This window comes from Acidobacteriota bacterium (assembly GCA_012729555.1).
GTDB lineage: Bacteria > Acidobacteriota > UBA6911 > UBA6911 > UBA6911 > UBA6911.
This window is the reverse complement of sequence record JAAYCX010000048.1, coordinates 23,027-48,805: the sequence shown is the minus strand read 5'-3', so window position 1 is coordinate 48,805 and position 25,779 is coordinate 23,027. Positions and strand designations below refer to the sequence as shown.

At 67.3% G+C, this 25,779-nt stretch carries 19 protein-coding genes and 1 tRNA gene; 11 read left to right on the top strand and 9 right to left on the bottom strand.

The genetic code is table 11. The features are described from left to right. Window positions 1–461 precede the first annotated feature (461 nt). Entirely contained in the window at window positions 462–869 is a 408-nt protein-coding gene (locus GXY47_09890) for a heme-binding protein (protein NLV31454.1), read from the bottom strand. On the opposite strand from GXY47_09890, the gene GXY47_09885 reads away from it, so the two are divergent. After that, window positions 860–1,030 (top strand): hypothetical protein, encoded by a 171-nt coding sequence (locus GXY47_09885; protein NLV31453.1) that lies wholly within the window; start codon window positions 860–862, stop codon window positions 1,028–1,030. The genes GXY47_09890 and GXY47_09885 overlap by 10 nt on opposite strands. 25 nt (window positions 1,031–1,055) lie before the next feature. Here GXY47_09885 and GXY47_09880 read toward each other — a convergent pair whose 3' ends face one another. After that, the gene (locus GXY47_09880) at window positions 1,056–2,129 is read right to left on the bottom strand and encodes a DUF1786 domain-containing protein (protein NLV31452.1); all 1,074 of its coding nucleotides are present in this window, start codon (window positions 2,127–2,129) and stop codon (window positions 1,056–1,058) included. Between the two features lie 249 nt (window positions 2,130–2,378). Between GXY47_09880 and GXY47_09875 the strand changes: the two genes are divergently transcribed. From GXY47_09875 to GXY47_09865, 3 genes are all read left to right on the top strand, one after another. Further along, window positions 2,379–3,080: a hypothetical protein gene (locus GXY47_09875; protein ID NLV31451.1), complete on the top strand. Its 702-nt coding sequence runs from the start codon at window positions 2,379–2,381 to the stop codon at window positions 3,078–3,080. A 165-nt stretch (window positions 3,081–3,245) separates the two neighbouring features. Beyond that, the gene (locus tag GXY47_09870) at window positions 3,246–4,400 is read left to right on the top strand and encodes an MFS transporter (GenBank protein NLV31450.1); all 1,155 of its coding nucleotides are present in this window, start codon (window positions 3,246–3,248) and stop codon (window positions 4,398–4,400) included. An 81-nt stretch (window positions 4,401–4,481) separates the two neighbouring features. Then, the gene (locus tag GXY47_09865; GenBank protein NLV31449.1) at window positions 4,482–5,519 is read left to right on the top strand and encodes an AI-2E family transporter; all 1,038 of its coding nucleotides are present in this window, start codon (window positions 4,482–4,484) and stop codon (window positions 5,517–5,519) included. Window positions 5,520–5,529: 10 nt separating this feature from the next. Here GXY47_09865 and GXY47_09860 read toward each other — a convergent pair whose 3' ends face one another. Together GXY47_09860 and GXY47_09855 are read right to left on the bottom strand one after the other, a co-directional pair. Beyond that, window positions 5,530–6,360 carry an SDR family oxidoreductase gene (locus GXY47_09860; GenBank protein NLV31448.1) on the bottom strand — a complete coding sequence of 277 codons (831 nt, stop codon included), beginning with the start codon at window positions 6,358–6,360 and terminating at the stop codon, window positions 5,530–5,532. A gap of 76 nt (window positions 6,361–6,436) precedes the next feature. Continuing rightward, window positions 6,437–6,513, bottom strand: a tRNA-Asp gene (locus GXY47_09855). Between the two features lie 319 nt (window positions 6,514–6,832). Between GXY47_09855 and GXY47_09850 the strand changes: the two genes are divergently transcribed. The 7 genes from GXY47_09850 (at window position 6,833) to GXY47_09820 (ending at window position 18,323) form a co-directional block, all read left to right on the top strand. Continuing rightward, the gene (locus GXY47_09850; protein ID NLV31447.1) at window positions 6,833–8,923 is read left to right on the top strand and encodes a PKD domain-containing protein; all 2,091 of its coding nucleotides are present in this window, start codon (window positions 6,833–6,835) and stop codon (window positions 8,921–8,923) included. A gap of 82 nt (window positions 8,924–9,005) precedes the next feature. After that, complete coding sequence (locus tag GXY47_09845; GenBank protein NLV31446.1) at window positions 9,006–10,937, top strand: hypothetical protein; 1,932 nt, start codon at window positions 9,006–9,008, stop codon at window positions 10,935–10,937. A 32-nt stretch (window positions 10,938–10,969) separates the two neighbouring features. Beyond that, window positions 10,970–13,726, top strand: coding sequence for an insulinase family protein (locus GXY47_09840; protein ID NLV31445.1), 2,757 nt, complete (start codon window positions 10,970–10,972; stop codon window positions 13,724–13,726). Then, window positions 13,723–15,807: a PP2C family protein-serine/threonine phosphatase gene (locus GXY47_09835; GenBank protein ID NLV31444.1), complete on the top strand. Its 2,085-nt coding sequence runs from the start codon at window positions 13,723–13,725 to the stop codon at window positions 15,805–15,807. Before GXY47_09840 ends, GXY47_09835 begins: the two co-directional genes overlap by 4 nt. 100 nt (window positions 15,808–15,907) lie before the next feature. Continuing rightward, window positions 15,908–16,990 carry a bifunctional phosphoglucose/phosphomannose isomerase gene (locus tag GXY47_09830; protein ID NLV31443.1) on the top strand — a complete coding sequence of 361 codons (1,083 nt, stop codon included), beginning with the start codon at window positions 15,908–15,910 and terminating at the stop codon, window positions 16,988–16,990. 8 nt (window positions 16,991–16,998) lie between these two features. Then, window positions 16,999–17,901 carry an energy transducer TonB gene (locus tag GXY47_09825; protein NLV31442.1) on the top strand — a complete coding sequence of 301 codons (903 nt, stop codon included), beginning with the start codon at window positions 16,999–17,001 and terminating at the stop codon, window positions 17,899–17,901. Further along, window positions 17,898–18,323: a DNA polymerase III subunit chi gene (locus GXY47_09820; protein NLV31441.1), complete on the top strand. Its 426-nt coding sequence runs from the start codon at window positions 17,898–17,900 to the stop codon at window positions 18,321–18,323. Before GXY47_09825 ends, GXY47_09820 begins: the two co-directional genes overlap by 4 nt. Before the next feature lie 5 nt (window positions 18,324–18,328). On the opposite strand, the gene GXY47_09815 is transcribed toward GXY47_09820, so the two are convergent. The 5 genes from GXY47_09815 to GXY47_09795 all read right to left on the bottom strand — a co-directional run bounded on the left by GXY47_09815 (window position 18,329) and on the right by GXY47_09795 (window position 25,760). After that, the gene (locus GXY47_09815; protein NLV31440.1) at window positions 18,329–19,315 is read right to left on the bottom strand and encodes a hypothetical protein; all 987 of its coding nucleotides are present in this window, start codon (window positions 19,313–19,315) and stop codon (window positions 18,329–18,331) included. A gap of 131 nt (window positions 19,316–19,446) precedes the next feature. Next, window positions 19,447–22,662, bottom strand: a complete 3,216-nt coding sequence (gene carB, locus GXY47_09810) for a carbamoyl-phosphate synthase large subunit (GenBank protein NLV31439.1) — start codon at window positions 22,660–22,662, stop codon at window positions 19,447–19,449. A 65-nt stretch (window positions 22,663–22,727) separates the two neighbouring features. Continuing rightward, window positions 22,728–23,549 carry a uroporphyrinogen-III synthase gene (locus GXY47_09805; protein ID NLV31438.1) on the bottom strand — a complete coding sequence of 274 codons (822 nt, stop codon included), beginning with the start codon at window positions 23,547–23,549 and terminating at the stop codon, window positions 22,728–22,730. Window positions 23,550–23,571: 22 nt separating this feature from the next. After that, entirely contained in the window at window positions 23,572–24,486 is a 915-nt protein-coding gene (gene hemC / locus GXY47_09800) for a hydroxymethylbilane synthase (protein ID NLV31437.1), read from the bottom strand. After that, on the bottom strand, window positions 24,483–25,760 hold the full coding sequence (locus GXY47_09795; GenBank protein ID NLV31436.1) for a glutamyl-tRNA reductase: 1,278 nt from the start codon (window positions 25,758–25,760) through the stop codon (window positions 24,483–24,485). The genes hemC and GXY47_09795 overlap by 4 nt, the downstream gene beginning before the upstream one ends. Window positions 25,761–25,779 lie beyond the last annotated feature (19 nt).

Here is a 25,779-nt window from a genome sequence, read left to right as displayed (position 1 = left end):
CTGAAGCTGGGAGCCCTGGTGAAACGTTCATTCCGAAGGCTCGTCATTCATCTGCCCTTGAGTTGCCCCTGGGTGTCTGCCTGGCGATCGATCGCCGCCGCAGTCGGCGCGCAGCTCTGAACGCTTTTCATCCCTCAAACCGGGAAAAGAATACAGGCACGCTGGGAGAGGTGTGCGCATTATCGCCGGGGCGTTAGCCTGAATTTGCTCTTGGGTCCATTCGGGCCCATTTCAATGGTCCTTGGTCACCGTTTTCTCTGAAGTCACCGCCGCAATCTTGTTTCCAAGGAGCCAGAACCGCATTACAATGCCGTTTTCGGTGCACTTCGTGAATGAAGCGGGTTAAGAGGCTGTTGCAACGACAAATGCTTATCCGCAGATTACGCAGATTTTCACAGATCAATCCTATGTAATCTGCGCAATCTGCGGATCCCCAGCAAGCTCATCAACACTTTTTTGTGTTACTTGCCTGCAATTGCAGATCTCCCCGCCTTGGCGACGGCGTGATCGTTTTCGACAGTGCTTCCCGAGACTCCGACGGCGCCGATGACTTCTCCCGCCGCATCCTTGACCGGCACACCGCCGGGGAACGTAATCAATCCGCCGTTCGAGTGCTCGATCTGGTACAGAGATCCGCCCGGCTGCGAAAGCTTGCCGAGTTCGCCGGTATCCATGTCGAAGAAGCGCGCCGTGCGGGCTTTGCGGATGGAGATGTCGATCGAGCGGAGCCAGGCGCCGTCCATGCGTGTAAAGGCCTTCAAATTCCCACCTGCCAGAATCCACGAGAGCAGGTAGTCCGGTTCGATGATGCCCCAGGGAATACCCAGGCGCTTTCGGGCCTCTTCAAGGCGGGTGCGGAGTGGCTTCATGGCGTGACCTTGATGGAGCTGTTTTTGCTGGAACCGGCGTGGTAACCGACGGGCTGATTCTTACCTCCGGCATCTGCCCCTATATGCAACTGAAAGCCAATATGAAGGACGGAACCAAAGAGCTCGCACTTGCTCTTGCGGCGGCCATGAAGGGAAAATGAAACGGCCGCCTTCCTTTCATGCTCACTACAAATAGTGTATGGGAGCCAGTTGTCTGCGCAGCCGCAGCGCCTCCAGCAGCCCAACGGTTCCTGTCATCATGTTGTCGCCCCACGGCGCGCCCCATAGAATCGGCAGGCGGGAAGCGGCCAGCAGCTTGCGCTTGGGCCCGGTTGCCAGAATCGTCTGGACATTGGAAAAGCCGACGGTTTTACGGACCCAGGCGCCATGTCCGCCTTGCGCGACAATGGACGCATGGTCGACGCGGCCATCGGCCAGACCCACGATGAGCTCTTCCAGCCGTTGCAGGGTGAGATCGCGCGTATGGTATTCGACAAAACCCGCCGGCCGCCCGCCGGATACCGCAGCCACGACGGTATGGGAGGTTGCGATATCCAGAACGATGACGGGATCCTTTTCTTTCAGCTGCACATCCTGCAGGCCGCCGATAATAGCGGCGATGCCGCTGTCCATCACAAATATTTCCCGGGCGCCCAAGGGTCCCGCGCTCCGCGCCATGCCGGTCAGGCGGTTGAACGACCGGGGGATCTCATCCTGTCGAAAGAGCATCGGCTGGAAATCAGGGGACGGCGCCAGGAGATTTTCAAATAATGTATGCCGAAAATCGATATGGGACATTCCGTCCGGCGCCATGCCATGATCCTGGGCGCAAAGTACCGCCGCATCAGGATTCCAGGGCAGGCCGAGTCCGGTCAGAATGGTCTTTATGGTCTCCGGCTGAATATCTCCCAGAGTGAAGGATGAATACTTCGGATCGGCAAGATACCCTGCCATGGTTTCTTCCGGCACGATCCGGATGCCCGATGCACGCACCTTTTCAAGATGATGGCTTAACGTAGCGGCGGAGGATTCCGTCATCACCACTTCGTCTGTCTGGGCGCGTTCTTTGATGCAGGAGCTCACCACGCCTCCCATCTCCACTCCCGCAAGGGCAAGCGGCCCCCGGGATTTCCTGATCTGCCGGGCAAGGGTGCGCACAGGCGACGGCGCTACCGCCTTGAAGTGCTCCCCGGTCTCACTGTCGTACCACAACAGATCCATCGTTCCGGCGCCGACATCAACCATCAGATACTTGCTCATAAAAACTCCGGCCGCTTAATCCGCTTCATTCACGAAACGCACTGAAGACAGCATTGTAATGCCGTTCATGCTCCGTAGAAACAGGATTGCGGCGGTGATTTCAGAATAAGCGGTGCCCCAGGGACCATGGAAATGGGTGCCGGTACCAATCCCCGTTACGCCCGGGCTGACGGCGCGGGGGGCGCCGTTGTATAATCCCCGCACGCGGGTCTCCGGGCGAAACCAACAGCGGAAGGGGAGGAGCGGACCATGGCGGATAGGACTCTCGAGGAGCTGGAAAAGGAAAACGGGAAAGAAGGACGGGGGGCGCTGGTGGCGGCCCACGGGCGGGTCTACGACGTCGGGGGGAGCGCCCTCTGGAAGGGGGGGCGGCACATGGGGACGCACCAGGCGGGGGCCGATCTCACGGCGGAGCTCGCCGACGCGCCGCACGGCGAGGAGGTGTTCGAGCGCGTCCGGGAGGCGGGGCGTCTCGTGAAGCAGGGAGAGGGCAATGCGGAGCCGGTGCGCGAGCTGCCTGCATGGGCGGAAAAACTGATCGCCCTTCACTCGCACCCCATCTCGGCCCATTTCCCCCAGGCGTTTTTCGTCTTCGCCCCGGTCTTTCTCGCCCTCTTCTATATCAGCGGGAATCCCGGGTTCGAGCGCACCGCGTTTCACATCCTGTCGGCGGGGTTCCTGATGGCCTTCCCCGGGGCGGTCACGGGCCTCGTCCACTGGTGGTACAAGTACGGCGGAAAATCGCGCCCGGTCTTCAAACTGAAGATCGCGCTGTCGGTCCTGCTCCTGGTACTGGCCGGGGCGGGCGTCCTGCTCCACTTTTCCGCCGGCACCCTCTCCCCGGACGCGCTCCACTGGGGCGTGATCGCGCTGTACGTCCTGCTCCTGCCCGTCATCACCCTGCTCGGGCGCGCCGGGGGCCAGATCGTCTTCGGCGGGAAGGGGCGGTAGAGGCTCCGGCCGGCCCCGCCCGGGGAGGCGGCCGATCTGCTCCTTGAAACCGGCGGCGGCCAGGCGGTACCCTTTCTCTCTTGCGGAGGCGGGAAGGGAATGGACGGGGGGGGCGGTCGGGGGGGCAGGGATGCGGGTCGGACGCCGCTACTCGGCAGGAGTTTCGTGCTCGCCTCGCTCGCCTATTTCTTCGTCTTCATGGCCGGCGCCGTCTTCTACCTCTTTCCGCTCCATCTCGAGCACTTCGGGGCGTCCAAGGCGCGCGTGGGCCTCGTCATGGGGATCCACAGCGTCACCGCCATCATGGTGCGCCCCCTGTTCGGCCGCCTGCTCGACGAAAAGGGGGGGCGGGCGGTGGCGCTCGGGGGGGTGCTGCTGATGATGCTGTCGATCCCAGGCTTCTACCTGATCGGGAGCGCGGGATGGCCGGTGCTCCTGCTGCGCGCGCTGAACGGGATCGGCTGGGGGGTGGCGACCACCGCCATCATGGCCATCAGCTCCGAATGCTCCCCCCCGGAGCGGATGGCGCATTCGCTCGGCATCCTCGGCTCGGCGGGGATCGTGGCGGGGGCGGCCGGGCCGGCCCTGGCGGAGGAACTGGTCCGGCGCTTCGACTTCGACGCCGTCTTCACCGCGAGTTTCCTGATGCTGGCCGCCACGGCGGCGTGCGTGCAGGCGATCCGGGCCGCGCGGCCGGAGAGGGCGCCGGCGGGCGCGGCGACGAGGGCGCAACGGTTCCGGCTGCCGATCGGCCCCTCCCTGGCGGTGCTCCTGGTCATCGCCGCCATGCCGGTGGCCCACGGGGCGGTCCGGGGATCGGTCGTCAACTTCATCGCGCTCTACGCCTCGGGCGAGGGACTGGGCCGGATCGGCCCCTTCTTCATGGCCTTCTCCCTGGCGGCCATCCTCACCCGGGTGGGGATCGGGGATGTTTCGGACCGCTACGGGCGCAAGCGGGTGGTCCTCCCCTCGGCGCTCCTGATCGGCCTCAACATGTTCTGGATCGCCTCGGTCCATTCCTACGGCGCCTTCATCGTCAGCGGCTTCGTCGCCGGCTTCGGGCAGGGGCTGATCTTCCCCGCGCTCAGTACGTACGTGATCGACTTCATGGGGCGGGAGAACAAGGGCTTCGCCCTGGGGCTGTACCTGTCCCTGTTCGACGTCGGGATGGGGCTCGGGTCCCCGCTTTTCGGGTGGGTGTCGGACGTCGCCGGCTACCGGCCGATGTACATGGCCGCGGGGGGGCTGATCCTCCTCCTGACGGTGGTCTTCCACCTGAAAGCGCCGCGGATTCCGGCGCCCGCCCCCGTTTCGGAATAGGAACCGGGATCGATTCGCGCTTGTATTCATCCCCCGGTTGTCCTATCTAAGAGAACAGGGAACGAACGGGGGAGGGATCCCATGCCGGAGGAGCGAAGCAGGGCGGACACGATTTACGGCGGAATCGTTCTGCTGGCCGCCCTGGTGGTCATCATCGCGGGCATGAAGGCCGCGCGCGTGATCGTGGCCCCGGTCATGCTCAGCCTTTTCGCCGCCATCGCGCTCTCGCCCCTGGTGGCCTGGCTGACGCGCCGCCGGGTCCCCCGGGTCCTCGCGGTCCTGGCGGTGCTGGCCGTCATCCTGGTCCTGGGCGTCGTCACGGGGATCGTCGCCGTCGGGGCGTTCGAATCGCTCACCCGGCGGATCCCGTTCTACGCGGAGCGCCTGAGGATGGAGACGGCGGCCCTGATCCACTGGGCGCAGGGGCGGGGGCTCGACATCCCCGAAAGGGGGATCCTCGGCCTGATCGACCCCGGGGCGGCGATCACGGTTGCGGCCAACCTGCTCAGGGAGTTCGGCAACGCCGTGGCCAACGGCTTTCTGATCCTGCTCGTGGCGATGCTGATGCTGATCGAAGGGGCCGAACTCCCGGGGAGGATCCGCAAGGCCTACGCGATGGAGGAGAGCCGTTTCGCCTGGTTCGGGGCGTTCACGGCCAACCTCTACCGCTACCTGGCCATCAAGACCGTCATCAGCCTCGCCACCGGGGTCGCGGCCGGCGCCTGGCTCTGGTTTCTCGGAGTCGATTTCCCCGTCCTGTGGGGGCTGCTGGCCTTTCTGCTCAATTACGCCCCCACCATCGGGTCGATCCTGGCGGGAATCCCCGTCGTGCTGCTGGCCCTGATCCAGCTCGGGTGGGGGAGCGCGCTGCTCGTCGCCCTGGGCTACCTGGCGCTCAACCTCCTGCTGGGCACGATCCTGGAGCCGCGTTTCCTGGGGAGGGAACTCGGCATGCCCACCCTGCTGGTCTTTCTCTCGATGCTCTTCTGGGGGTGGGTGCTGGGCCCCATGGGCATCTTCCTCTCCATCCCGCTGACCATGACCGTCCTCATCGCCCTGAAGAGCCACCCGGACACCGAGCGGATCGCCGTCCTGCTCGGTCCGCGGGATCCGGCCTGACGGCGCCCGGTCAGTCCGCCGCCCCCAGCCCCCAGCCGCCGTCGACGACGATCTCCTGGCCCGTGATGTAATCCGAGGCGGGCGAGGCCAGAAAAAGAGCCAGCCCGTACAGGTCGCGGGGGAATCCCACCCGGTGCATCGGGATCGCCCGGGCGACCGCCGCCTGTTCCTCCGGGTCGTGAGCGTGCCCCCCGCCGATGTTGGTGACGATGTAGCCGGGGGCGATGGCGTTGACGGTGATGCCGTAGGCCGCGAGCTCCAGGGCCGCCGTGCGCATGAACTGCGCCGCCCCCGCCTTGGCCGTCATGTAGGCCGCCCCGATGGCGGGCTCGATGCGGGTGCTCGCGAGCGAGGTGGTGACGACGACGCGCCCCCGCCGGTGCGGCTTCATGTGGCGGGCGGCGGCGCGCACGGTCGCGAAAATGCCGTTGAGGTTGACCTCGATCACCCGGTTCCATCGCTGGTCGGTGTAGTTCTCGAGCGCCCCCCCGGGGAGGCGGGGACGTTCGGACCCGGCCCAGGCGCCGACAAAGCCGGCCCCCGGGTCGATCCCGGCGTTGGCGAAGGCGGCGTCGAGCCGGCCGTAGAGCGCGGCCGCCTCGTCGAAAGCGGCGTCGAGCGCGCCGTGGTCGGTGACGTCCACGAGAGAGCCGCGGACATCGAAGCCCTCCCGGCGCAACCGGCCGGTTTCGGCCTCGAGGCGCACGGGGTCCAGGTCCAGGAGCGTCACGCGCGCGCCGCCGGCGGCCAGGGCCTCGGCATAGCCGAGCCCGATGCCGCTGGCTCCCCCGGTGACGACGGCGCCGCAGCCGCTGACATCGAACAGATCGGAAATTTTCATGCCGGGCCCTCCCGATGACGGGACAAAAAAAAGGGAGGCCCGCGGGCCTCCCTGTCACGTTTTCTGCCCTTGAAAATGGCGGGGCCGACGAGACTCGAACTCGCGACCTCCGGCGTGACAGGCCGGCGTTCTAACCAACTGAACTACGACCCCACCTGATCAAAGGCGCCGAATAATAGCGCACAACCCGGGATCAATGCAAGAGGGTTTGTGGCCCGAAAGCGGGTTTGTTCCGGTGACCGAAGGCGCCTTTTGCGGACCTGTCATTTAAAGCTTTGATAGATAAGTCGTTTGCTGCTATAATGACCCCGAAATTCGCAAAGACAGCATCTTTGATTTCGACGGCTTCAACACCAGACGATCCGCATGTGGTTGCGGCGTTTGACTAGGGTTTGACTATTGAATGGTAACGCACAGTGGAGAGGCTAATATGAATAGTAGGTGCATGCGCGTAGCAGCGGTAAGTATAGTATTGGTTTTATTCACACTTCCCGGATTCGCGCAGGATGGATCGACCAGCAGGCTGAAGGCTGCCAGCCTTGACGGCACCACGGGGCTTTTCAAGACCTGGGACGCCGAAAACCTTCGGCAGGGCGAGGCCAATTTCACCTTCGGCTACGATCAGTTCAACCGCGATCCGGGTGAACTCACGGTCGGCCGGGCGGTGGTTGGGGCGGCTGTGGGGGTTATGGACCGCTTCGAAGTATTCGGGTCCTGGGAAGCCTACAAGCGTGTCGACGCCGACGGCATCCGGGTCAACCGCCCGATCGGATCTTCGTTGTATCCCTCCCAGAATCCGGCTCATCAGGCCTACGCCAGCCAGGTGGCCCCCTTCATCAATTATGATGAGGGGAGGGGGCGCGGAGACGTGCGCCTGGGCTTCCGGCTGGGCCTGATGTCGGAACGGCTGGGGCGCCCCGTCAGCGTCGCCTTTACCGGTTTCGGCACCATCCCGGGGCACCGCGACGGCGAGGGATTGCTGGAGGGCCTGTCCTCGGGCGCCTACCAGGGCGGATTCGCCATGCTGCTCTCGAAGACGGCGTCGGATCTGGTGCGCTTCCATGTCAACGTCGGCACCAACATGTACGGTGACTCCAAGGTGTCCAACGCCGACTACCAGCATGAGTTCCTCTATCGTTTCGGCGCGGAATTCCCCGTAACCCGGCCCTACCGCGTGATCGCGGAACTGGACGGCCGGAACTACTACGGCAAGGAAACGACCCCCGGTTGGAACCCGAACCAGAACCCGGTCGACCTGATCGTCGGGATGCGGTTCTACCCCCGGGACTGGCTGGCGCTGGGCGCCGGCTACCAGGCTTCCATCAACCACGTGACCCGCAACGCGGCCCTGGGAGTCGAGCCCGCGAGCCCGCACGGCTTCGTCGTGCAGGGAGCGGTCGGCCTCCGGCGGAACGATCCTCCCACCGTCGGCTGCGCGGTGGCGAAAAACACCATCCTCCAGGATGAGACCACCACGGTCCGGGTCAACGCCGCCGATCCCGACAACGACAGGTTGACCTATTCGTGGACGGCCACCGGCGGCAAGGTGACCGGAAGCGGCGACACGGCGACGTTCGACGCCACCGGGGTGGCGCCGGGCAAATACACGGTGACGGCCACCGTGCGTGACAAGAAGCACGAGGTCTCCTGCTCGAGCGACATCACCGTGCTGAAGCGCAACGTCGCGCCGAAGGTGACGGTGGAACCCGCTTCGTTCAGCATCCTCCCGGGCGAGAGCGCCAACCTGCGCTGCCTGGCGACGGACGAAAACAACGACGCGCTGACCTACGGCTGGACCGTCAACGGCCAGAAGCTGGCGGCGGAAGGGCCGCAGATCACCTTCGGTTCCGAAGGGAGAAACCCGGGGGCCTACGAGGTCGTCTGCACCGCAAGCGACGGCGAGGCATCCGCTTCGGCCGCTTCCAAGGGCACCATCCGGGAAAAGCCGAATCAACCGCCGGTGATCGAGTGCCAGACCACGACGCTCGATGTGGCTTCCGGCCAGTCGGTGCAGCTTTCGGCCAAGGCTTCCGATCCCGACGGCGACCGCCTGACCTACAACTGGTCCGGGCCCGGGAGCGCCGTCAGCGGGCGTGACAACAACGCCACCTTCAACGCCACGGGCGTCAGGGCGGGGAGCTATATCGTCTCCGTCGGAGTCGACGACGGGCGCGGGGGGAAGGCCTCCTGCAGCATGACGGTCAACGTCTCGGAGCGCATCAGCGTGACCCGGGACAACTGCGGCTTCTTCAGCCCGCGCGGCACCCGCGTGGACAACTGCGCCAAGGCCATCCTCGACGACCTGGCCGTGCGCATGAAGAACGATCCCAAGCTGCGCGCGAACATCATCGGGTACACCGACGGCTCCCGTTATGAAAAGGGGCGGAAGGGGCTCGGAGAGGCGCGCGCCCGCGCGGCGGCCGATTACCTGGGGACGCAGGGGGTCGAAGCCTCCCGCCTGACCCTCACGGACGGCGCGGACAACAACCCGGTGGGCGACAACGACACGGCGGCCGGAAGAAAGCTGAACCGCCGCGTCGAGATCGAACTCTCGGTGCGTTAGTCCAGAGTCCACTGCAAAAGCGGGGGGCGGCCACCGGGCCGTCCCCCGTTTCCTGTCCCAAGCTTCTGTTATACTCCTTTTCATGAGCCGGCAATCTTCCTGGGTTCTCTTCTGCGTCCTTCTCCTGCTGGGCGTGAGCGCGGCGATCGCCGGCGCCAGCCTCCAGTCCGCGCGTTTCGAGCGCATCGGTCCCTTCGGGGGGGATGTGCGCTCCCTCCTGGTGGACCCCTGGGACAGCCGCCTGGCCTACCTGGGCACGAGCACCGGCAGGATATTCAGGTCGTCCGATCACGGCGGCTCCTGGGAGGCGCTTCTCCCCGGAATCGGAAACAGCTCCTTCGTCATCGACACCCTCCTGGCCCATCCGACCGAAAGGGGACGGTTGTACGCGGGCGCCTGGGATCTCCACTCCGAAGGGGGAGGCCTGTTTGAAAGCCGGGACCGGGGCGAGACCTGGAGCGCCGTCCCGCTGCCGCCGGGCGCCGGGGCCGTGAGGGGGATGGACATCTGCCGCACCCGGCCCGACCACATGATCCTGGCCACGCTGGAGGGAGTACTGATCAGCCGGGACGGGGGGGCGGTCTGGAAGAGGGTCGGGGGGGAGCGGCTCCGGAAGGCGGAATCGGTAGCCATCGACCCCCAAGACCCCGAAATCCTCTACGTGGGGACCTGGCGCCTCAGTTACGTCTCCACCGACGGCGGCGCCAGCTGGAAAAGGGTCGAGGCGGGGATGCCGCTCGACTCCGACGTGTTTTCCATCGCCGTCAGCGGGCGGGACCCGGCGGTCGTTTACTCCAGCGCCTGCAGCGGGGTCTACCGCTCCGACAACCGGGCCGGGTCGTGGACGCGGCTGAAGGTCCGCCCCGACCGCTATACGATCAGGGCGCTGGTGATCTACAACGACCCGTCCAACCCGTCGCGCGTCTACACGGGGACCACCGAGGGGCTGTACGTGAGCGAGAACGAGGGGAGCACGTGGCGTCCCCTCACGGACAAGGGGATCACGGTCAACGCCGTTCAGGTCGATCCCGCCCGGCCCGAGAGAATCCTGATCGGAACGGAATACCGGGGTGTGCTTCGAAGCGAGGACGGCGGCGCCAGCTGGAAAGAGTCCAACCGGGGATTCATCCACAAGCAGATCTCCTGGATCCTGCCCGAGCCCGGCGGCGCCGGGCGCTTCGCCATGGGGGTGCATTCGGGACGGGGGGGGTGGTACGGCTTCGAGGAAAACGGAGCGCGCTGGAGCCACTCCCAGATCGAGCCCGGAATGAGGATCCTGTCCTTCATGATCCTGCCGGGAAACAGGGGGAGACTCGTGGGCACCCCCCAGGGGGTCTATCACCAGGCGGCGGGAGCGCGGGGATGGGTCAAGCTCGAGGGCTCCATCGCCAGGCGCACCGTCTACAGCCTGGCGGCCGACCCCTCGAGCCCCGTCGTCTACGCCGGGACCGATCAGGGCATCTACCGCGCGCCCCTGGACACGCTCGCCTTCCGCATGCCTCCCGGCTACCGTTTCAGTCCGAAGGCCTGGAGTCTCGTCGCCCCGGCCGCACAACCGGGATCGGTCTACGCGGGAACCAGCCTGGGGCTGCTCCGCTCCGAGGACCGGGGGACCACCTGGAAGCTGATCTCGGTGCACGGGTTGCCGGAGCGCGTCACGATCGAGACCCTCGCCCTGTCCCCTGACGGCGCCGGGCATATGTTCGCCGGAACCTCGGCGGGCCTTTTCGAATCACGCGACGGCGGGTTTTACTGGAACCGGGCCGACGGCGGCCGGCTGGGCATGAGCATTTCGTCCGTAGCGTTCCTGGACGGCGCCGGGCGGCGCGTCCTGGCCGCGGACAAGACCGCCGGGGGGGTCTGGTATTCGCGGGATTCGGGGGAGAGCTGGGAACGCATATTTTCGCCCGAATTCGAGTCGCCCGTCTATTGCCTGGCGCCCGATCCGCAGCACTCCTCGCGCGTGTACCTGGGAACGCGCTGGGAAGGCGTCTACCGCCTGACGCTCCCCTAGCGCGCCTCATGGCCGTTGGAGGCCGGCCGGTCATGAACAGAATCCGATACGGCGCCGCCATCGCAGCCGCGGGCTTTCTGCTGGTTTCGCTCGGCCTGCCGCAGTCGAGGCGCAGCGGACGGCGTGCGGCGCCGGAGCCGCGCGCCCCGTTTCTGCTCGAGTCCCTTTCGTACGAGGAGGCGGCGCCGGGGGCGCGGGCGGTGTTGAAAAACGGGATGACGGTCCTGGTCCACGAAACCCGCACGGCGCCGCTGGTCGCGGTCCGGGCGTACGTGTCGCGGGTCGGTCCCCTGGCCGCGGACGATACCCTTGCCGAACTGATGGGTGCGCTGGTATGCCGCGGGGGGGAGTCCGGCGGCGCGGGAACCTTCCGGCAGCGCGTCCACGCCCTCGGAGGCGTTTTCTCCCGGAGCACCGATCCGGGGCACAACCTCCTGGAGATCGTGGCCCCGGCCGATCGTTGGCGTCAGGCGCTGGTCCTGCAGGCGGACGCCATGGGGCACCCCTCTTTCGACCCCGAGGTGGTGAGGAGCGAATCCAGCCTTCTGGCCGCGGAGGCGCGGGCGCGGCGGGCGCAGCCGGGGGAGGCGGCGCGCGCGGCCCTTTTTGAGGAAGGGTCGGGCCGGGCGGCGCCGGGGCGCGACGGGGAACCGACGGCCGGGGATCCGGAAGGAATCCGGGCGGCTTTTGCCGCCGCCTACACCCCCGCCGCCATGACCCTGGTGGTCGCGGGGGATGTCCGTTCGAGCGACATCCTCAACGAAATCGTGCGGCTGTACGACATGTCCCCGAAACCCCCGGTCAGGGCGTCCGGTCGTCCCGCACGGCGGCCGGAGGGGTTCCGCTACCGCGCCCTGCGGAGGGAGGGGCCCCAGGCGGGGATCCTGTTCGGTTTCCGGACGGGGGCGGCGGGAGGCGGAGACTCCGCCGCCACGGAGGTTCTCGCGGCTCTGCTGGGGGGAGGCCGCAGTTCGGCGCTCGAGGCGCGGTGGGGGGAACGGGAGGGGCTGCTCCTGGGCGCACGTGCGCTGGTTGCGGACGCGCGGGAAATGCTTCTCCTGGAGGCGGAGACGGACGGGGCGGATATCGATCGAGCCGAACTGGCGGTCATGACCGAAATCGAGCGGATCAAGAGGAGGGAGCCCGAACGGGCGGAGATGGAGCGCGCGATCGGCTGCCTGGAACGCTCCTACTGGCGGGCGCTCGAGACGGTCGGCGGCCGGGCCGCGCTGCTCGCCCGCTGCGAATTTTCCGGGAACTGGAAAAGGATGCAGTCGTATCCGTCCGAATGGCGCCGGGTCGAGGCGCGTGAGGTCCGGCAGGCGGCCGTCCGCTACCTCGGCCTGGACAACGGCGTTCTGGTGGAGTGTCTTCCGGGATCGGCCGGTGCGCGGTCGGTCACGGCGGCCGTGGTGAAGAAGACGCTGGAGGGACTGCTTCCGGCGGCGCTGGAGGAAGCCGAGCGGAAGCGGGAGAAGGAAGTGGTCTATGCCCCGGTCCTCCCGGAGGAGAGGGGGAGGTTCGAGCCGAGCGAAGTGCAGTACCCGCTGCGGACGGCCTCGATCCTGCGCGGCCCGGAACTGTACATCCAGGAGGACCACTCGACCCCCGTCATCGACCTGGGCCTGTTCTACCCGGGGGGGAGACGGGCGGAGACCGCGGAGAACGCCGGGATCACGGCCCTGATGCTGGAAGCGATGATGCCCCCCGCCGCCCTGCGGCAGGTGGAGATCCTGGGGGGAGCGGTCGAGAGCGTGGCCGGCGATGATTTTTTCGGGGTCTTCCTCTCCGTCCCCTCCGCCAATTTCGAGGCCGCCCTGGAGCCGCTTTCCCGGGCGATCCGCGACCCCGAGTTTGTTCCGGAGGCGGTCGCATGGAAAAAACGGGTGCGGTCGGCCGAACTCGCGGGGCGGAAGGACTCCCTGGATGCCGGAATGCGGGGGATGGAGGGCGTTCTCTTCCGCGATTCCGCCTACGCCCTGACCGGAGGGGAGGAGGCCTCGGCCCTGCCCGCCCTGACGGCGGAGGATCTCGAGCTCTGGCACCGGGAAACGATGCGCCGCCGCAAGCCGGTCGTAGCCGCCGTCGGGGACACGACCGGAACCGCCCTGGCCGCCCGCTTCGTGAAGGATTTCAGCGGCTCCCGCATGCTGGGGGAAGAGCGCAAGGGGGAATTCGTCGAGCCCCTGGAAAAGGGGAGCGTCCTCGAAGCGGGCGGGGCCCGGCCCGGGAGGATGCTGATTGTCGGCTACCCGGCGCCTCCCGAGGAGGATGAGGACCTGTACGCCCTGCGCGTGCTCGAGGGATACCTCGGGGGAATGGGGCGGCTGGCGCAGCAGTTGCGCGACCGCCTGGGGGTGGCCTGGCATGCCGATTTCGTCCTCCGGCCGCGCCTGCTGGGGGGGAGTGTGGCCGCCGTCGCCCTGACGGGGGATGAGGGGGGGGAGGGCGCGCTCGAGGCGATGAGGGCGGAACTGGACGCGGTCGGCCGGCGCCCCCCGGCCTCGCACGACTTCCGGGCCGCCCAGGCGGCGGCCGCAGGAATGCACCGGATCCGCCGGCAGGAGCGCCATGCCCGGATTCTCGAAATGGTACGTCACTTCATGGCCGGGAAGGGGTTGGACGAGTACCGGGAGTTTGAACGGAACCTCGGGGGGGTGACCGGGGAGGACTTCACGGCGGCCGCCGCGAGGATCCTCCGCCCGGAAAGGGCGGTCGTGCTCAAGATCGGGGAGAGGGCCGGGGCGGGCGGGGCGGCCGTGCCGGAAACGCGCGGGGAGGAGAGATGAAAGCGGCGCCGGAGTCCCGGGGAAGGGGGGGGAGGGGGGTACTGATCCTCCTGGCCCTGGGCGCCCTGCTGTTCCTGTTCTATTCCCGGGACGCGCACCGAGTCTCCCCCGCCCTGGGCCTGGCGGGCAGCCTCCTGCTGGTCGCGTTCGCCGGGGGGGTCGTGTGGCAGCTGTGGAGGTTTTTGCGGTTCGTGCGCACCCGCCTCCTCTGGAAGATCAGCCGCCGCCTGGTCGTGACCCACATCTTCATAGGCGCGATCCCCGTCCTCATCGTCGTCGGGATCTTCTATTTTTCCGCGATCCTGTTTTATTATCAGCTGAGTTATTTCCTGATTTTCAACCAGATCGGCATCCATTCGGTCCGGGTCCACGCTTTCAACCAGTCGCTGCGCGAGGAGGTCGGGCGGGTCATGGACCGGGGGAGCAACGGTCCCGACCTGGGAGTGCTCGAGGAGACGCTGAAGGAGGACACCAAGTATCTCCTGAGTTCCTATCCGTCGGCCTCCATCACGCTCGGTTTTGCGGACCCGCAATCGGGCCGGACCGTGGTCCTTTCCGACCGGGACTTCTTCAACCCGCGGGCGGAGGAGTACCGGGTCCCCGCCTGGCTCGCCGGCGGTGATTTCAGCGGGCTGGTCGTCGAGGATTCGGCGCGGCAGGGGAGCCGGACCCGGTTGTGTCTGAAAAGCCTGGTATCCAGCGATTTCCAGTCCAGGATACCCTTCAGCCTGGAGGTCACCGTCCCGCTGGACCGGTACCTGCTCGAGAGGCTCAAGGCGGCGCTGGGCCAGGATATGCTGCTGGCCGGGCCCTCCGGCGATTCCGGCATGGACGCGGTGCTCCCCGGGGGCGATTTCCCCGAGCGGCACGTGCTGGAATCCACCTTCGGATCGGAGGCCGGGCTCCCGCCGGCCAGCTGGCTGTGGGAGATCCCCCTCTTCCCGACATCCTGGGAGCGGGGAACCGAGAAGAGCCCCTCCGAGTCCGACGGGATCCGCATCGAGGTGTCGATCCCCAAGCTGATGCACAATCTTTTCCGCTCGGAAAATGTCACCGCGAGAACGATCTACGGGGCCCTGAAGATCATCGTGGCCGTGTTCCTGCTGGCCGAGATCGCCTCGCTCCTGATCGGCGTCCGGCTGACCCGATCGATCACGGGCGCGGTCCACAGCCTGGATCGCGGCACCCAGTTCGTGAAGCGGGGGGATTTCTCCCACCGGATCCAGGTGAAATCCCGGGACCAGCTGGGAGCCCTGGCCTCCTCGTTCAACCAGATGACGGAGTACGTGCAGCAACTGGTCAGGGAAAGGGTGGAGAAGGAGCGGCTCGAGAGGGAAATCGAAATCGCGCGGGAGGTCCAGAGGCGCCTCTTCCCCAATCAGCCCCCGAAGACGCGGCATATGGAGATCACGGGCGTCTGCCTGGCCGCGCGCACCGTGAGCGGGGACTATTTCGATTTCTTCGCCATGGGGGCGAACGAAATCGGGATCGCCCTCGGGGATATCTGCGGCAAGGGCATTTCGGCCGCCCTCCTGATGGCCAACCTGCAGGCGACGCTGCGGGCCAATGCGCTGAACCTGAGGTCCGAGAAAGGCCCCGGCGCCGGGGGGGCGGTGGCCGAGGTCATGGAAAGAACGAACAGCCAGTTTCATGCCTACACCATGGACAACCGGTTCGCGACCGTTTTTTTCGCCGTGTACGACGATGCCGCCGCAACCTTCACCTACTGCAATGCGGGGCATAATCCCGCGTTGTTTTTCAGGGGGGGTGAATTCCGCCGCCTGAGCACGGGGGGGACCGTCGCCGGCATTTTCCGCGATTCGGCCTACGGGCAGGAGACCCTCGATTTGAGGGAGGGGGACCTGATCGTGGCCTATACGGACGGGATCGTGGAGTGCGTCAACGAGTACGGGGAGGAGTTCGGGGAGGAGCGGGTGATCGGGCTGGCCCGGCAGTACGGGGGGGCGGCCGTCTCCGAGCTGAAGGAACGGATCATGGAGGCGGTGGGCGCCTGGAAATTCGCCGAGGAGCAGGAAGACGATATGACCCTGATCATCGCCAGGATGAAGGGGGATGCATGACCGGGAGGGGGAGGTAGCGCTTGACGCCCCTCCGGTCTTCGCCATAAGCTGGGATCTCGAAATTTCCGGCCGTCGCCGCCGTCAAAGAGAGGGGAACCTGATGTCCATTCATGACCGGAGCGAGCCCGGGGCCGACCTCGATCCGCATTCGATGATATCGCTGGTGGAGGCCTTTCCCGATCATGTCGCCGCGGCCGCCGCGGCCGCCGGGCGCCTGTCGCTGCCGGCGGGCCCGCAGCCCGAGGCCGTGGTCGTCAGCGGTCTCGGAGGGTCGGCCATAGCGGGGGACCTGGCGTACTCCATAGCCGGCGCCCGCATGGAGGTCCCGTTTGTCGTCAGCCGGGACTACGTTCTCCCCGCCTTCGTCGGCCCGCGCACCCTCGTCGTGGCCTCGAGCTATTCGGGCGACACCGAGGAGACGCTCGGCGCCTACGCCCAGGCCCGTAGGGCGGGGGCCCGCATCGTGTGCATCAGCTCGGGGGGCGAACTCTCCCGCCGGGCCGAATCGGACGGCGTCGCGAGGCTCCCCCTTCCCGGGGGCTTCCCCCCGCGGGCTGCGCTGGGGCACGCCCTGATGACGCTGCTGGGAGCGCTGGGGGCCCTTCGGGTGATCCCTCCGCCGGACGGGGCCCTGGAGGAGACCCTGGAGGTCCTGGCGGGGCTCCGGGACGAGTGCGGGGCCGGGGCGGCGGCGGGATCGAATCCGGCCAGGGGCCTGGCCCGCTCGCTTGCCGGAAAGATCGTGGCGATCTACGGCTCCAGCGGCGTCATGGGCGCCTGCGCCTATCGGTGGCGGTCGCAGATCGAGGAAAACGCGAAACAGCTGGCGTTTCACCACGTGCTGCCGGAGATGAACCACAACGAGCTCGTGGGCTGGCGTTTCCCCGAAGGGGTGCTCGGGGAGGTCGGAGCGGTCTTCCTGCGGGACCGGGGGGATCACCAGCAGGTGCAGCGGCGGTTCGAATTGACGCGCGGCGTCATCGGCCCCGTGGCGGGCGGCCTCCACGAGGTGTGGAGCCGCGGGGAATCGCTCCTCTGCCGGGTCCTGTCGAGCCTTTACCTGGGGGATTTCGTGAGCCTGTACATGGCGTATCTGAACCGCGTCGATCCCACCCCCGTCAGCGTGATCGACACATTCAAGCGGGCGCTGGGCGAGGACCCGAACTCCCGCGCGGTGGAGTAGCGACGCTCATGAAAAAGATTTCGGAAAAACCGTGGATGACCCTGCTGCTCGCCCTCTTCCTGCCGGGGCTGGCCGCGGCGGCTCCGGCGGCCGCGCCGGCCCGGTCTTTCGCCTATGTCGATGAAAACACCATCATCACGGCCGAGGTGGCGGGAGAGCGCTCCTTTGTGCTGAATTTCATCAACCTGTCGGAATTCGTCCTCGTCATCCAACCGGGCGAGTTCATCTACCGCGGAGGCTCGGGAGCGCATTACATCGGCCAGGTCTACGAATCCGAACAGGAGGACGCGGAGGGGGATGCGGAGCGGTACACGGCGTCTTTTCTCCTGATGGGGCACAGCTATGCGGGGCTGACCGTCATCGGAGCATTCCGCGAACTCGACGCCATAGAGGAGCCGAGCGTGCGCGTCGGTGCCCGGCGGTTCTACCTGGAGCCGCTGGCAAAGGGCGATTTCGAACAACTGGCCCTCCAGATCGGGCAGCTCGATCTCGAGAGCGTCGACCCCGCGGCGATGCTCGAGAAGGCGGGGATCCGCCACATGGGGCACGACGAACGCACCGACGGCACCTCGGCCTGGGACCGCGACTGGGAGGGGCTCCTGACGGAGGACGGGATCAATCCGCCCAAGATCATCGAACGCCCCGAGATCCCCCCCACCGCCGAGGCGCGCAAAACGAAGACCTGGGGGAAGGTAAAACTATCCGGCGTCATCAACAGGAACGGGGGAATCCAGGGTCTCGAGGTGGTGAAGGGCCTGGGCCGGGGCCTGGACGAGCGCGCTTTGGAGGGAGTCCGAAACAGCTGGGTTTTCCTTCCGGCGACCAAAAACGGGGAAGTGGTCGAGACGATGATCGGGATCGAGGTCGAGTTCAGGGAGCCCGAAAAGGAAAGGAGGCCGCAGGCCGAATGAGTTCATGCATTTTCCACGACACGGGGGCCGAACGGCGCGACCCGTGCCTGTTCGGGATCGTCGAAAGCGCCCTGTCCCGGAGGGAGCGGGTGCTGATCTACGCGGACGGGGAGGCCCGGGCAGCCGACATCGACCGCATGCTCTGGGTGCTCAAGCAGGAATCGTTTCTTCCGCACCGGGTGATGCGCGAGGAGGATCGGGATGCCGAAATCCCGGTGGCGATCGTGACGGTGGAGATCAATCCCGCCCAGGCGGGCATCCTGATCGCGGACGGGCACTGCGGCCTGGATTTTGCCGTCCGGTTCCGCGTCATCCACGAGTTCGTGACCCGCACCTCGCCCGGGGTGCACCAGGCCTGCCGGGAGCGCTACCGAGCCTACCGCTCCCGGCAGGTCGCCGTGGAGCATCTCAGGGAGGGCTGAAGCCCTCAGCGGCGGATGCGGAAACGCGTGTTGCGCCTCGCCGGGGACCCGGCGCGGGGCGCGTACCCGAGCCCGATGGAATCCAGGTACCGGGCCGCCCGGCCCGTGAATCCGATCGCCTGGTTTCCGGCCGGCACCTCGATCCGGAACGACTGGCGCCCGCCGCTCCCCCCGTACGCGGGGAACGACCGCCGGTTGGTATGGATGACGATGGAATCGACGTAGTTTCCCATCCTCCCGGAAATCCCCGTGACGTATTCGTCCTCGGCGAGCTCGAGCACGTTCAGGCTCCCGCCGGTCCCGCCGTGCAGCGGGCCCTCGTACAACGAGCCCCCCGGCAGGGTGTAGACGGCCTGGATGGAGTCGACATAGCGCCCCGCCCGGATGCGGATCTGCGAAATACGCGCGTCCAGGGGGATCTGCCGGTCCGCGAACTGCTCCCCCCCCGTTCCCCCGGCCGTCTTGGTAAACCCGGCGGGCACCATCATCTGCGGGACGTAGGTCAGCCCGATGGCATCGAGGTAGTTGCCCGCCCGGCCGGTGAACCCGACGGCCTGGTGGCGCGCTGGAACCTGGATCCGGTAATCCTGCCGTCCGCCCGACCCTCCCAGCAGCTGCGAGGTGCGCTTGCTGGTGTGGATCCGGATGGAATCGATGTACTCGCCGAAGCGTCCGGAGAGGCCCACGAGGGCCTCATCGGAATCGAGGCGCAGCGCGCTCAGGCTCCCGCCGGGGCCGCCGTGGCGCGGCCCGGTCACCACGCGCCCGTCGGGGAGCGCGTACTGCATCTGCACGGCGTCGACGTATCTTCCGCTGTAGACATGCACCTCGAGGACCCGGGCCCCCTGCGGTACATCGATGTCGGAGAACGCGGTGCCTCCGCTGCCGCCGGCCGTCTGCGTCGCGCCCGCGGTCTGGGCGAGGGCCGGGAGGCCCGAGGCCAGCAGCACCGCCGCGAGCACCGTCCCGATCCAACACACTGTTCTATGCATGGTTCCCTCCTGTTTCCCGCCAGAGTGAGAAGCGGACCCGCCGCGGGTCCCCGGGAAAATGATAAGCGATAACGCCTCGGGGATAAATATCAAAAGCCCCTTCCTCCCCTCTCTCCCCAACGCAGGCGGTGTCAGGACCCCGGCTCCCGGCCGATCCCGGCGTGATATTCCTGCAGCGAGAGGACGGCCCCCTCCTTGCGCGCGTAGGCCGCGATGCCGCGGGCGGCGGCCCGGGCCGCGGCCATGGTGGTGACGTAGGGGACCTTGTACCTGATGGCGGTCTTGCGGATGTAGGAATCGTCGTCGCTGCTCCGCTTGCCCACGGGGGTGTTGACCACCAGCTGGACCTCCCCGTTCTTGATGGCGTCGACGATGTTGGGCCGCCCCGACCGCAGCTTGAGGATCCGGTCGCACTCGATCCCGTACCCGGAAAGGAACTGTTGCGTCCCCTCGGTGGCCAGGAGCCGGAACCCCAGGAGGCTGAATTCCCGGGCGACGGCGAGGGCTTCGTTCTTGTCCGGGTCGGAGACGGAGAGGAGGACGGCCCCCTGGCGGGGCAGCAGCTGCTGCGCCGCCTCCTGCGCCTTGTGGAAGGCGAGCTCGAAGGAATCGGCCATCCCGAGCACCTCCCCCGTGGACCGCATCTCCGGGCCCAGGACCGGGTCGACCTCCGGGAACATGTTGAAGGGGAAGACGGCTTCCTTGACGCCGTAGTGGGGAATGTGCCGGCGTTCGAGCCCCAGCTGGCCCATGCTCTTCCCCATCATGATGCGCGTGGCCGCCTGCACCATCTGGATGTTGCACACCTTCGACACGAGCGGCACCGTACGAGAGGCGCGGGGGTTGGCTTCGAGGATATAGACGGTACCGTCGGCGATCGCGTACTGGATGTTGATGAGGCCGAGGACCCCGAGCTCGATGGCGAGACGCCGGGTGTATTCCGCGATCGTCTTCCGGTGATGTTCGGGAATGCTGACCGGGGGGATCACGCAGGCCGAGTCCCCGGAATGGATGCCGGCCAGCTCGATATGCTCCATGATGGCGGGGATGAAGGCGTCGGTGCCGTCGGAGATGGCGTCGGCCTCCACCTCCAGGGCGTTCTCGAGAAACTTGTCGATCAGGATCGGCATGTCGGGCCAGACCTCCACGGCCCTGGAAACGTAGAGGGTGAGGTCCTCCTCGTCGTGGACCACCTCCATCCCGCGTCCGCCCAGGACGTACGAGGGCCGGACCATGAGCGGGTACCCGATCTCCGCGGCGATCGAGAGCGCCTCGGGAAGGTTGCGCGCCATTCCGGAGGCGGGCTGGGGAATCCCCAGTTTCCGCACGATCGTGCGGAACCGGTCGCGGTCCTCGGCCAGGTCGATGGTGTCGGGGGTGGTGCCCAGGATCCTCACCCCCGCCTCCTCGAGCGACCTGCAGATGTTGAGCGGGGTCTGGCCGCCGAACTGGACGATGACGCCCTCCGGCTTTTCCTTGTGGTAGATGCCGAGCACGTCCTCGACCGTGAGGGGCTCGAAATAGAGCTTGTCGGAGGTGTCGTAATCGGTGGAGACCGTTTCGGGGTTGCAGTTGACCATGATGGTCTCGTAGCCCATCTCGCGCAGCGCCAGGGCCGCGTGCACGCAGCAGTAGTCGAACTCGATCCCCTGGCCTATGCGGTTGGGCCCGCCGCCGAGCACCATCACCTTCCTGCGGTCGCTCGTCGGGACGCGGTCGGGCGCGTTGTAGGTGGAATAGTAGTAGGCCGCGCCGTCCACGCCGGAGACGGGGACCGGCTCCCAGGCCTGCGCCAGCCCCAGGGCGAGCCGGCGCTCGCGGATCGACTCTTCCGGGGCGCCCGTGAGGCGCGCCAGGTACCCGTCGGCGAAGCCCTCCCTCTTGGCCTGGAGAAACAATGCATCGGGGAATTCCTTCCCCCTGCAGGCCAGGATCCGCTCCTCCAGCTCCACCAGCTCCTTCATCTGCCCGATGAACCAGGGCTTGATGTGGGTGCGCTCGTGCAGCTGGGCGACCGTGGCCCCCTTGCGCAGCGCCTCGTACATGATGAACTGCCGCTCGCTCGTGGCGTGCCACAGCATCCCCATGAGCTCCTCCAGGGTCTTCTCGTGGAAATCGCGGGCGAAGCCCAGGCCGAGCCTCCCCGTCTCCAGCGATCGGATCGCCTTCTGCAGCGCCTCCTTGTAGTTCTTCCCGATGCTCATCACCTCGCCGACCGCCCGCATCTGCGTGCCCAGACGGTCCTGGGCGCCGCGGAATTTCTCGAACGCCCAGCGGGCGAACTTGACGACCACGTAGTCCCCCCAGGGGGTGTACCTGTCCAGGGTGCCGTCGCGCCAGTAGGGGATCTCGTCGAGCGTCAGCCCCCCGGCGAGCAGCGCCGAGACGTAGGCGATGGGGAAGCCGGTGGCCTTCGAGGCCAGCGCCGAGGAACGGGAGGTGCGCGGGTTGATCTCGATCACGACGACGCGGCCGGTCCGGGGGTCGTGGGCGAACTGCACGTTGGTCCCGCCGATGACGCCGATGGCGTCTACGATGGCGTAGGAGTATTCCTGGAGCCTCCGCTGCAGCTCGGGCGCGATGGTCAGCATGGGGGCGGAGCAGAAGGAATCGCCGGTGTGAACCCCCATGGCGTCGATGTTTTCGATGAAGCAGACGGTGATCTTCTGCCCCTTGCCGTCGCGGACGACCTCGAGTTCCAGCTCCTCCCATCCTTCCACCGACTCCTCGACGAGGACCTGCCCCACCAGGCTGGCCGCCAGCCCCCGGTTCACCACGAGACGGAACTCCTCGAGGTTGTAGACCAGGCCGCCGCCGGTCCCCCCCATGGTATAGGCCGGGCGGATCACGCAGGGGAGGTCGATGCGCTCGAGGATGCGCTCCGCTTCCTCGAGACTGAGGGCGATTTCGCTCCGGGGCATTTCGATGCCCAGCCGCGTCATCGTGCGCTTGAAGGCGTCCCGGTCCTCGCCCCGTTCGATGGCTTCGGCCGGGACCCCGATGATGCGGACGCCGTATTTTTCGAGCACCCCCTCGGCCGCCAGCTGCGAGGAAAGGTTGAGCCCCGTCTGCCCCCCCAGGTTCGGCAGCAGGGCGTCGGGGCGCTCCCGCTCGATGATCCTGGTCAGCGATTTGAGGTTCAGCGGCTCGATGTAGGTCCGGTCGGCCATTCCCGGGTCGGTCATGATCGTGGCCGGGTTGGAGTTGACGAGAACGATTTCGTAGCCCAGCTTGCGCAGCGCTTTGCAGGCCTGTGTCCCGGAATAATCGAATTCGCACGCCTGACCGATGATGATGGGTCCGGATCCGATGATGAGGATTTTGTTGATGTCCTTGCGTTTCGGCATGAAAGCTCCTTGTATGAACGATCCTGGTCGGGCGCGGGCGGCGCCGGTATTGCGTCCTCGGTGTTTCAAGGGGGAGAGGTGGGGGATACGCGGGCGAAGTAGTCCCCGACCGCCTCGATCAGGGACCGCACCGTGCTCTCTCCGGGAATGATGTCCGCGCGTTTCCCGCTCGCTTCCGCCTCTTTTCCCGTTACGGGGCCGATCACGGCGACGCGCGCTTGGCTCAGCAGCTTTCGTCCCTCGTCCTGCCCAAGAATTTCTATCATATTCCGGACGGTGGACGCACTAGTGAAAACGAGCAGGTCGGGCGTTTTTTCGCCCAGCCGGGCGAGAGCGTCCGGCGGGGGCGCCGCGCGCAGGGTGCGGTAGCACGGAACCACGTCGACGCGCGCACCGGCGCGCGTGAGCGCCTCGGGGAGGAAGGCGCGCGCCCGCTCCGCGCGCGGGATCAGGATGCGGCGTCCCCGGAGCCCCCGCTCCCCCCCGGAGCGGCGCGCGAGGGCGTCGAACACCCCCTCGGCCACGAACTCCTCCGGCACCAGGTCGGGGCGGAAGCCGCCGGCGGCGGCTTCCGCGGCGGTCCCGGGCCCGATGGCGCAGACGAGGGGGCGCCGCCCGGCCGGCGGGAGTCCCGAAATCTCCCGGGCCCGGCGGAGGAAGAAGGAGACGCTGTAGGCGCTGGTGAAGACGATCCAGTCGTAATCGGGGAGGGCGCGGATGGCGGCGTCGAGGGGCCCGGGGTCCTCGACCTCGTGCGCTTCGATCGTGGGAAAGGGAAGCACCTCGGCGCCGAGGGCCTCGAACCCCGCTTTCAGCGGCCCGAGGAGCTTGGCGCTGGCGGCGACCAGGAGGGTCCTGCCCCTGAGCGGGTCTCGGGTCACGGTCACGGCGTCCTCTCCCTTCTCGCCCTCACGCACGAAATTCCTCCAGGATCCGCCCGGCACCGCGTTCCAGGATCCGCCCGGCAAGGACCGCGGCCGCATCCGCGGCCGTCCGGGCGTCGGCGGACACCCGCTCGCGCACCACGCTGCGGCCGTCGGGCGAGGCCACCAGGCCCTCGATTTCCAGCCCGCCGGGGACCGGCCGGGCAAAGGCGGCGATCGGCACGTTGCACCCGCCCCCCATCCGCTCGAGGAACTCCCTTTCCGCGGTGACGGCCAGGGCGGTTTCCGGGTGATGGACGGCGGCGGCGAGGCGGGCGACCCGGGTGTCCCCGGCCCGGGTTTCCACGGCCAGCGCTCCCTGGCCGGGCGCGGGCAGCATCCGCCCGAAGTCGAACAGCAGGCTGATCCGGGAGGCGATGCCCAGCCGGCGCAGGCCGGCGGCCGCCAGCATCACGGCGTCGCACGCGCCCGTTGCGATTTTACCGATCCTGGTTTCGATGTTGCCGCGCAGGTCCACGATCTCGAGATCGGGCCGGAGCGCCAGCAGCTGGGCCTGCCGGCGAAAGCTCCCGGTCCCGATGCGGGCCCCCCGCGGCAGATGCTCGAGCTCGAGCGGGCCGCGGGCCACCAGGACGTCGCGGGGGTCTTCCCGCTCGGGAACGGCCGCGATGACGCACCCTTCGGCGATCAGGGTCGGTACGTCCTTCATGCTGTGAACCGCGAGATCGATCTCCCCCCGGATCAGGGCGTACTCGAGTTCCTTGACGAACACCCCGGCGGAGGGGACGGAACGGAGCGAGGTGGTCTTGTCCCGGTCGGCCGGGGTCCCGATGACGTCCACGCGGATTTCGGTTTCGGGGAAGCACCCGAGGATGCGGTCCCTGACCCATTCCGTCTGGGCCAGCGCCAGGCGGCTGCCCCGCGTCCCGATCACGATCATGGTTTTCCCTTTCTCGGCTGCAGCAGCTGCTGCAGCAGTTCGGTCAGAGCGGTTTCGCTGCGCGAGCCGTCTCCGTGGCGCAGCTCCTCGAGCAGCGGATGGGCGATCTTGGCCGCAACCCGCGACATCATCGATTCCAGCTCGCGGAGCTGGCGGGCGTCCAGGGCCCCCCCTTTTTTCAGAAAGCGCTCCAGCTCCGAGCGACAGATGTCCTCGATCCGCCCCTGGACTTCCCGCACCATGGGGACGGTCTTGAGGGAACGGATCTTGCCGGCGAAGGCACGCACCTCCTGGTCCACGATCTTCTCCGCGGCGCCCGCCGCCCGGAGCCGCTCGCCGAGGTTGGCTTCCACGACGCTCGACAGGTCGTCGATGTCGTAGCAGAAGACATTTTCGATCGCGCCTACGCCGGGGTCGACGTTGCGGGGGACCGAGATGTCGATGACAACCATCGGGCCCTGCCTGCGCCGGCGCATCGCTTCCTCGACCATCGGGGGGGGGATGAGGATCTCGGGCGCGCCGGTGGAGGTGATGACGATGTCGGCGCCGGCGAGCATTTCGGTCAGGCGGGAAAAATCGCCGGCGGCGCCGTCAAAACGCTCCGCCAGGGCGCGCGCGGCTTCCGCGCTGCGGTTGACGACCGAGATGCTCCCGACGCCCGATTCGGCCAGGTGGCGCACGGCCGTTTCCCCCATCTTCCCGGCTCCCACCACGAGGACGCGCAGGCCGGAGAGTTCGCCGAAGATCTTCCGGGCCAGTTCGACCGCGGCGCTGCTGGACGAGACCGGGTACTCCCCGATGCTGGTTTCGCTCCGGACCCTTTTCGCGGTCCTGAAGGCCGCCTGCAGGAGGTGGTTGAGCCAGGGGCCCACGGACCGGGCGTCGACAGCGGCCGCGTAGCACGACTTGACCTGGCCCAGGATCTGGGGCTCCCCCAGGATCATGGAATCGAGGGAACTGGCGACCCGGAAAACGTGGCGGACCGCGCTTTCATCCTCGTAGCGGTAGAGAAAGGGGCGCAGCTCGTCCCGCGGGATGCCGCGCGAACCGGACAGCCAGGCCTCGACGGCATCCGGCCCGGAGGGCGCCCCGGCGACATGGGCGATGGCCTCGACGCGGTTGCAGGTGGAGAGGATCATCGCCTCCAGGATTCCGGGGATGCCCGACAACTCCCGCATCCCCTCCGCCAGACGTTCGGGCTCGAAGGCGGCCCTTTGCCTGGTATCCAGCGGCGCCGTTCGATGATTGAGGCCCACGACGACCAGATGGCTCATGCTGGATGGCTCATGGCAG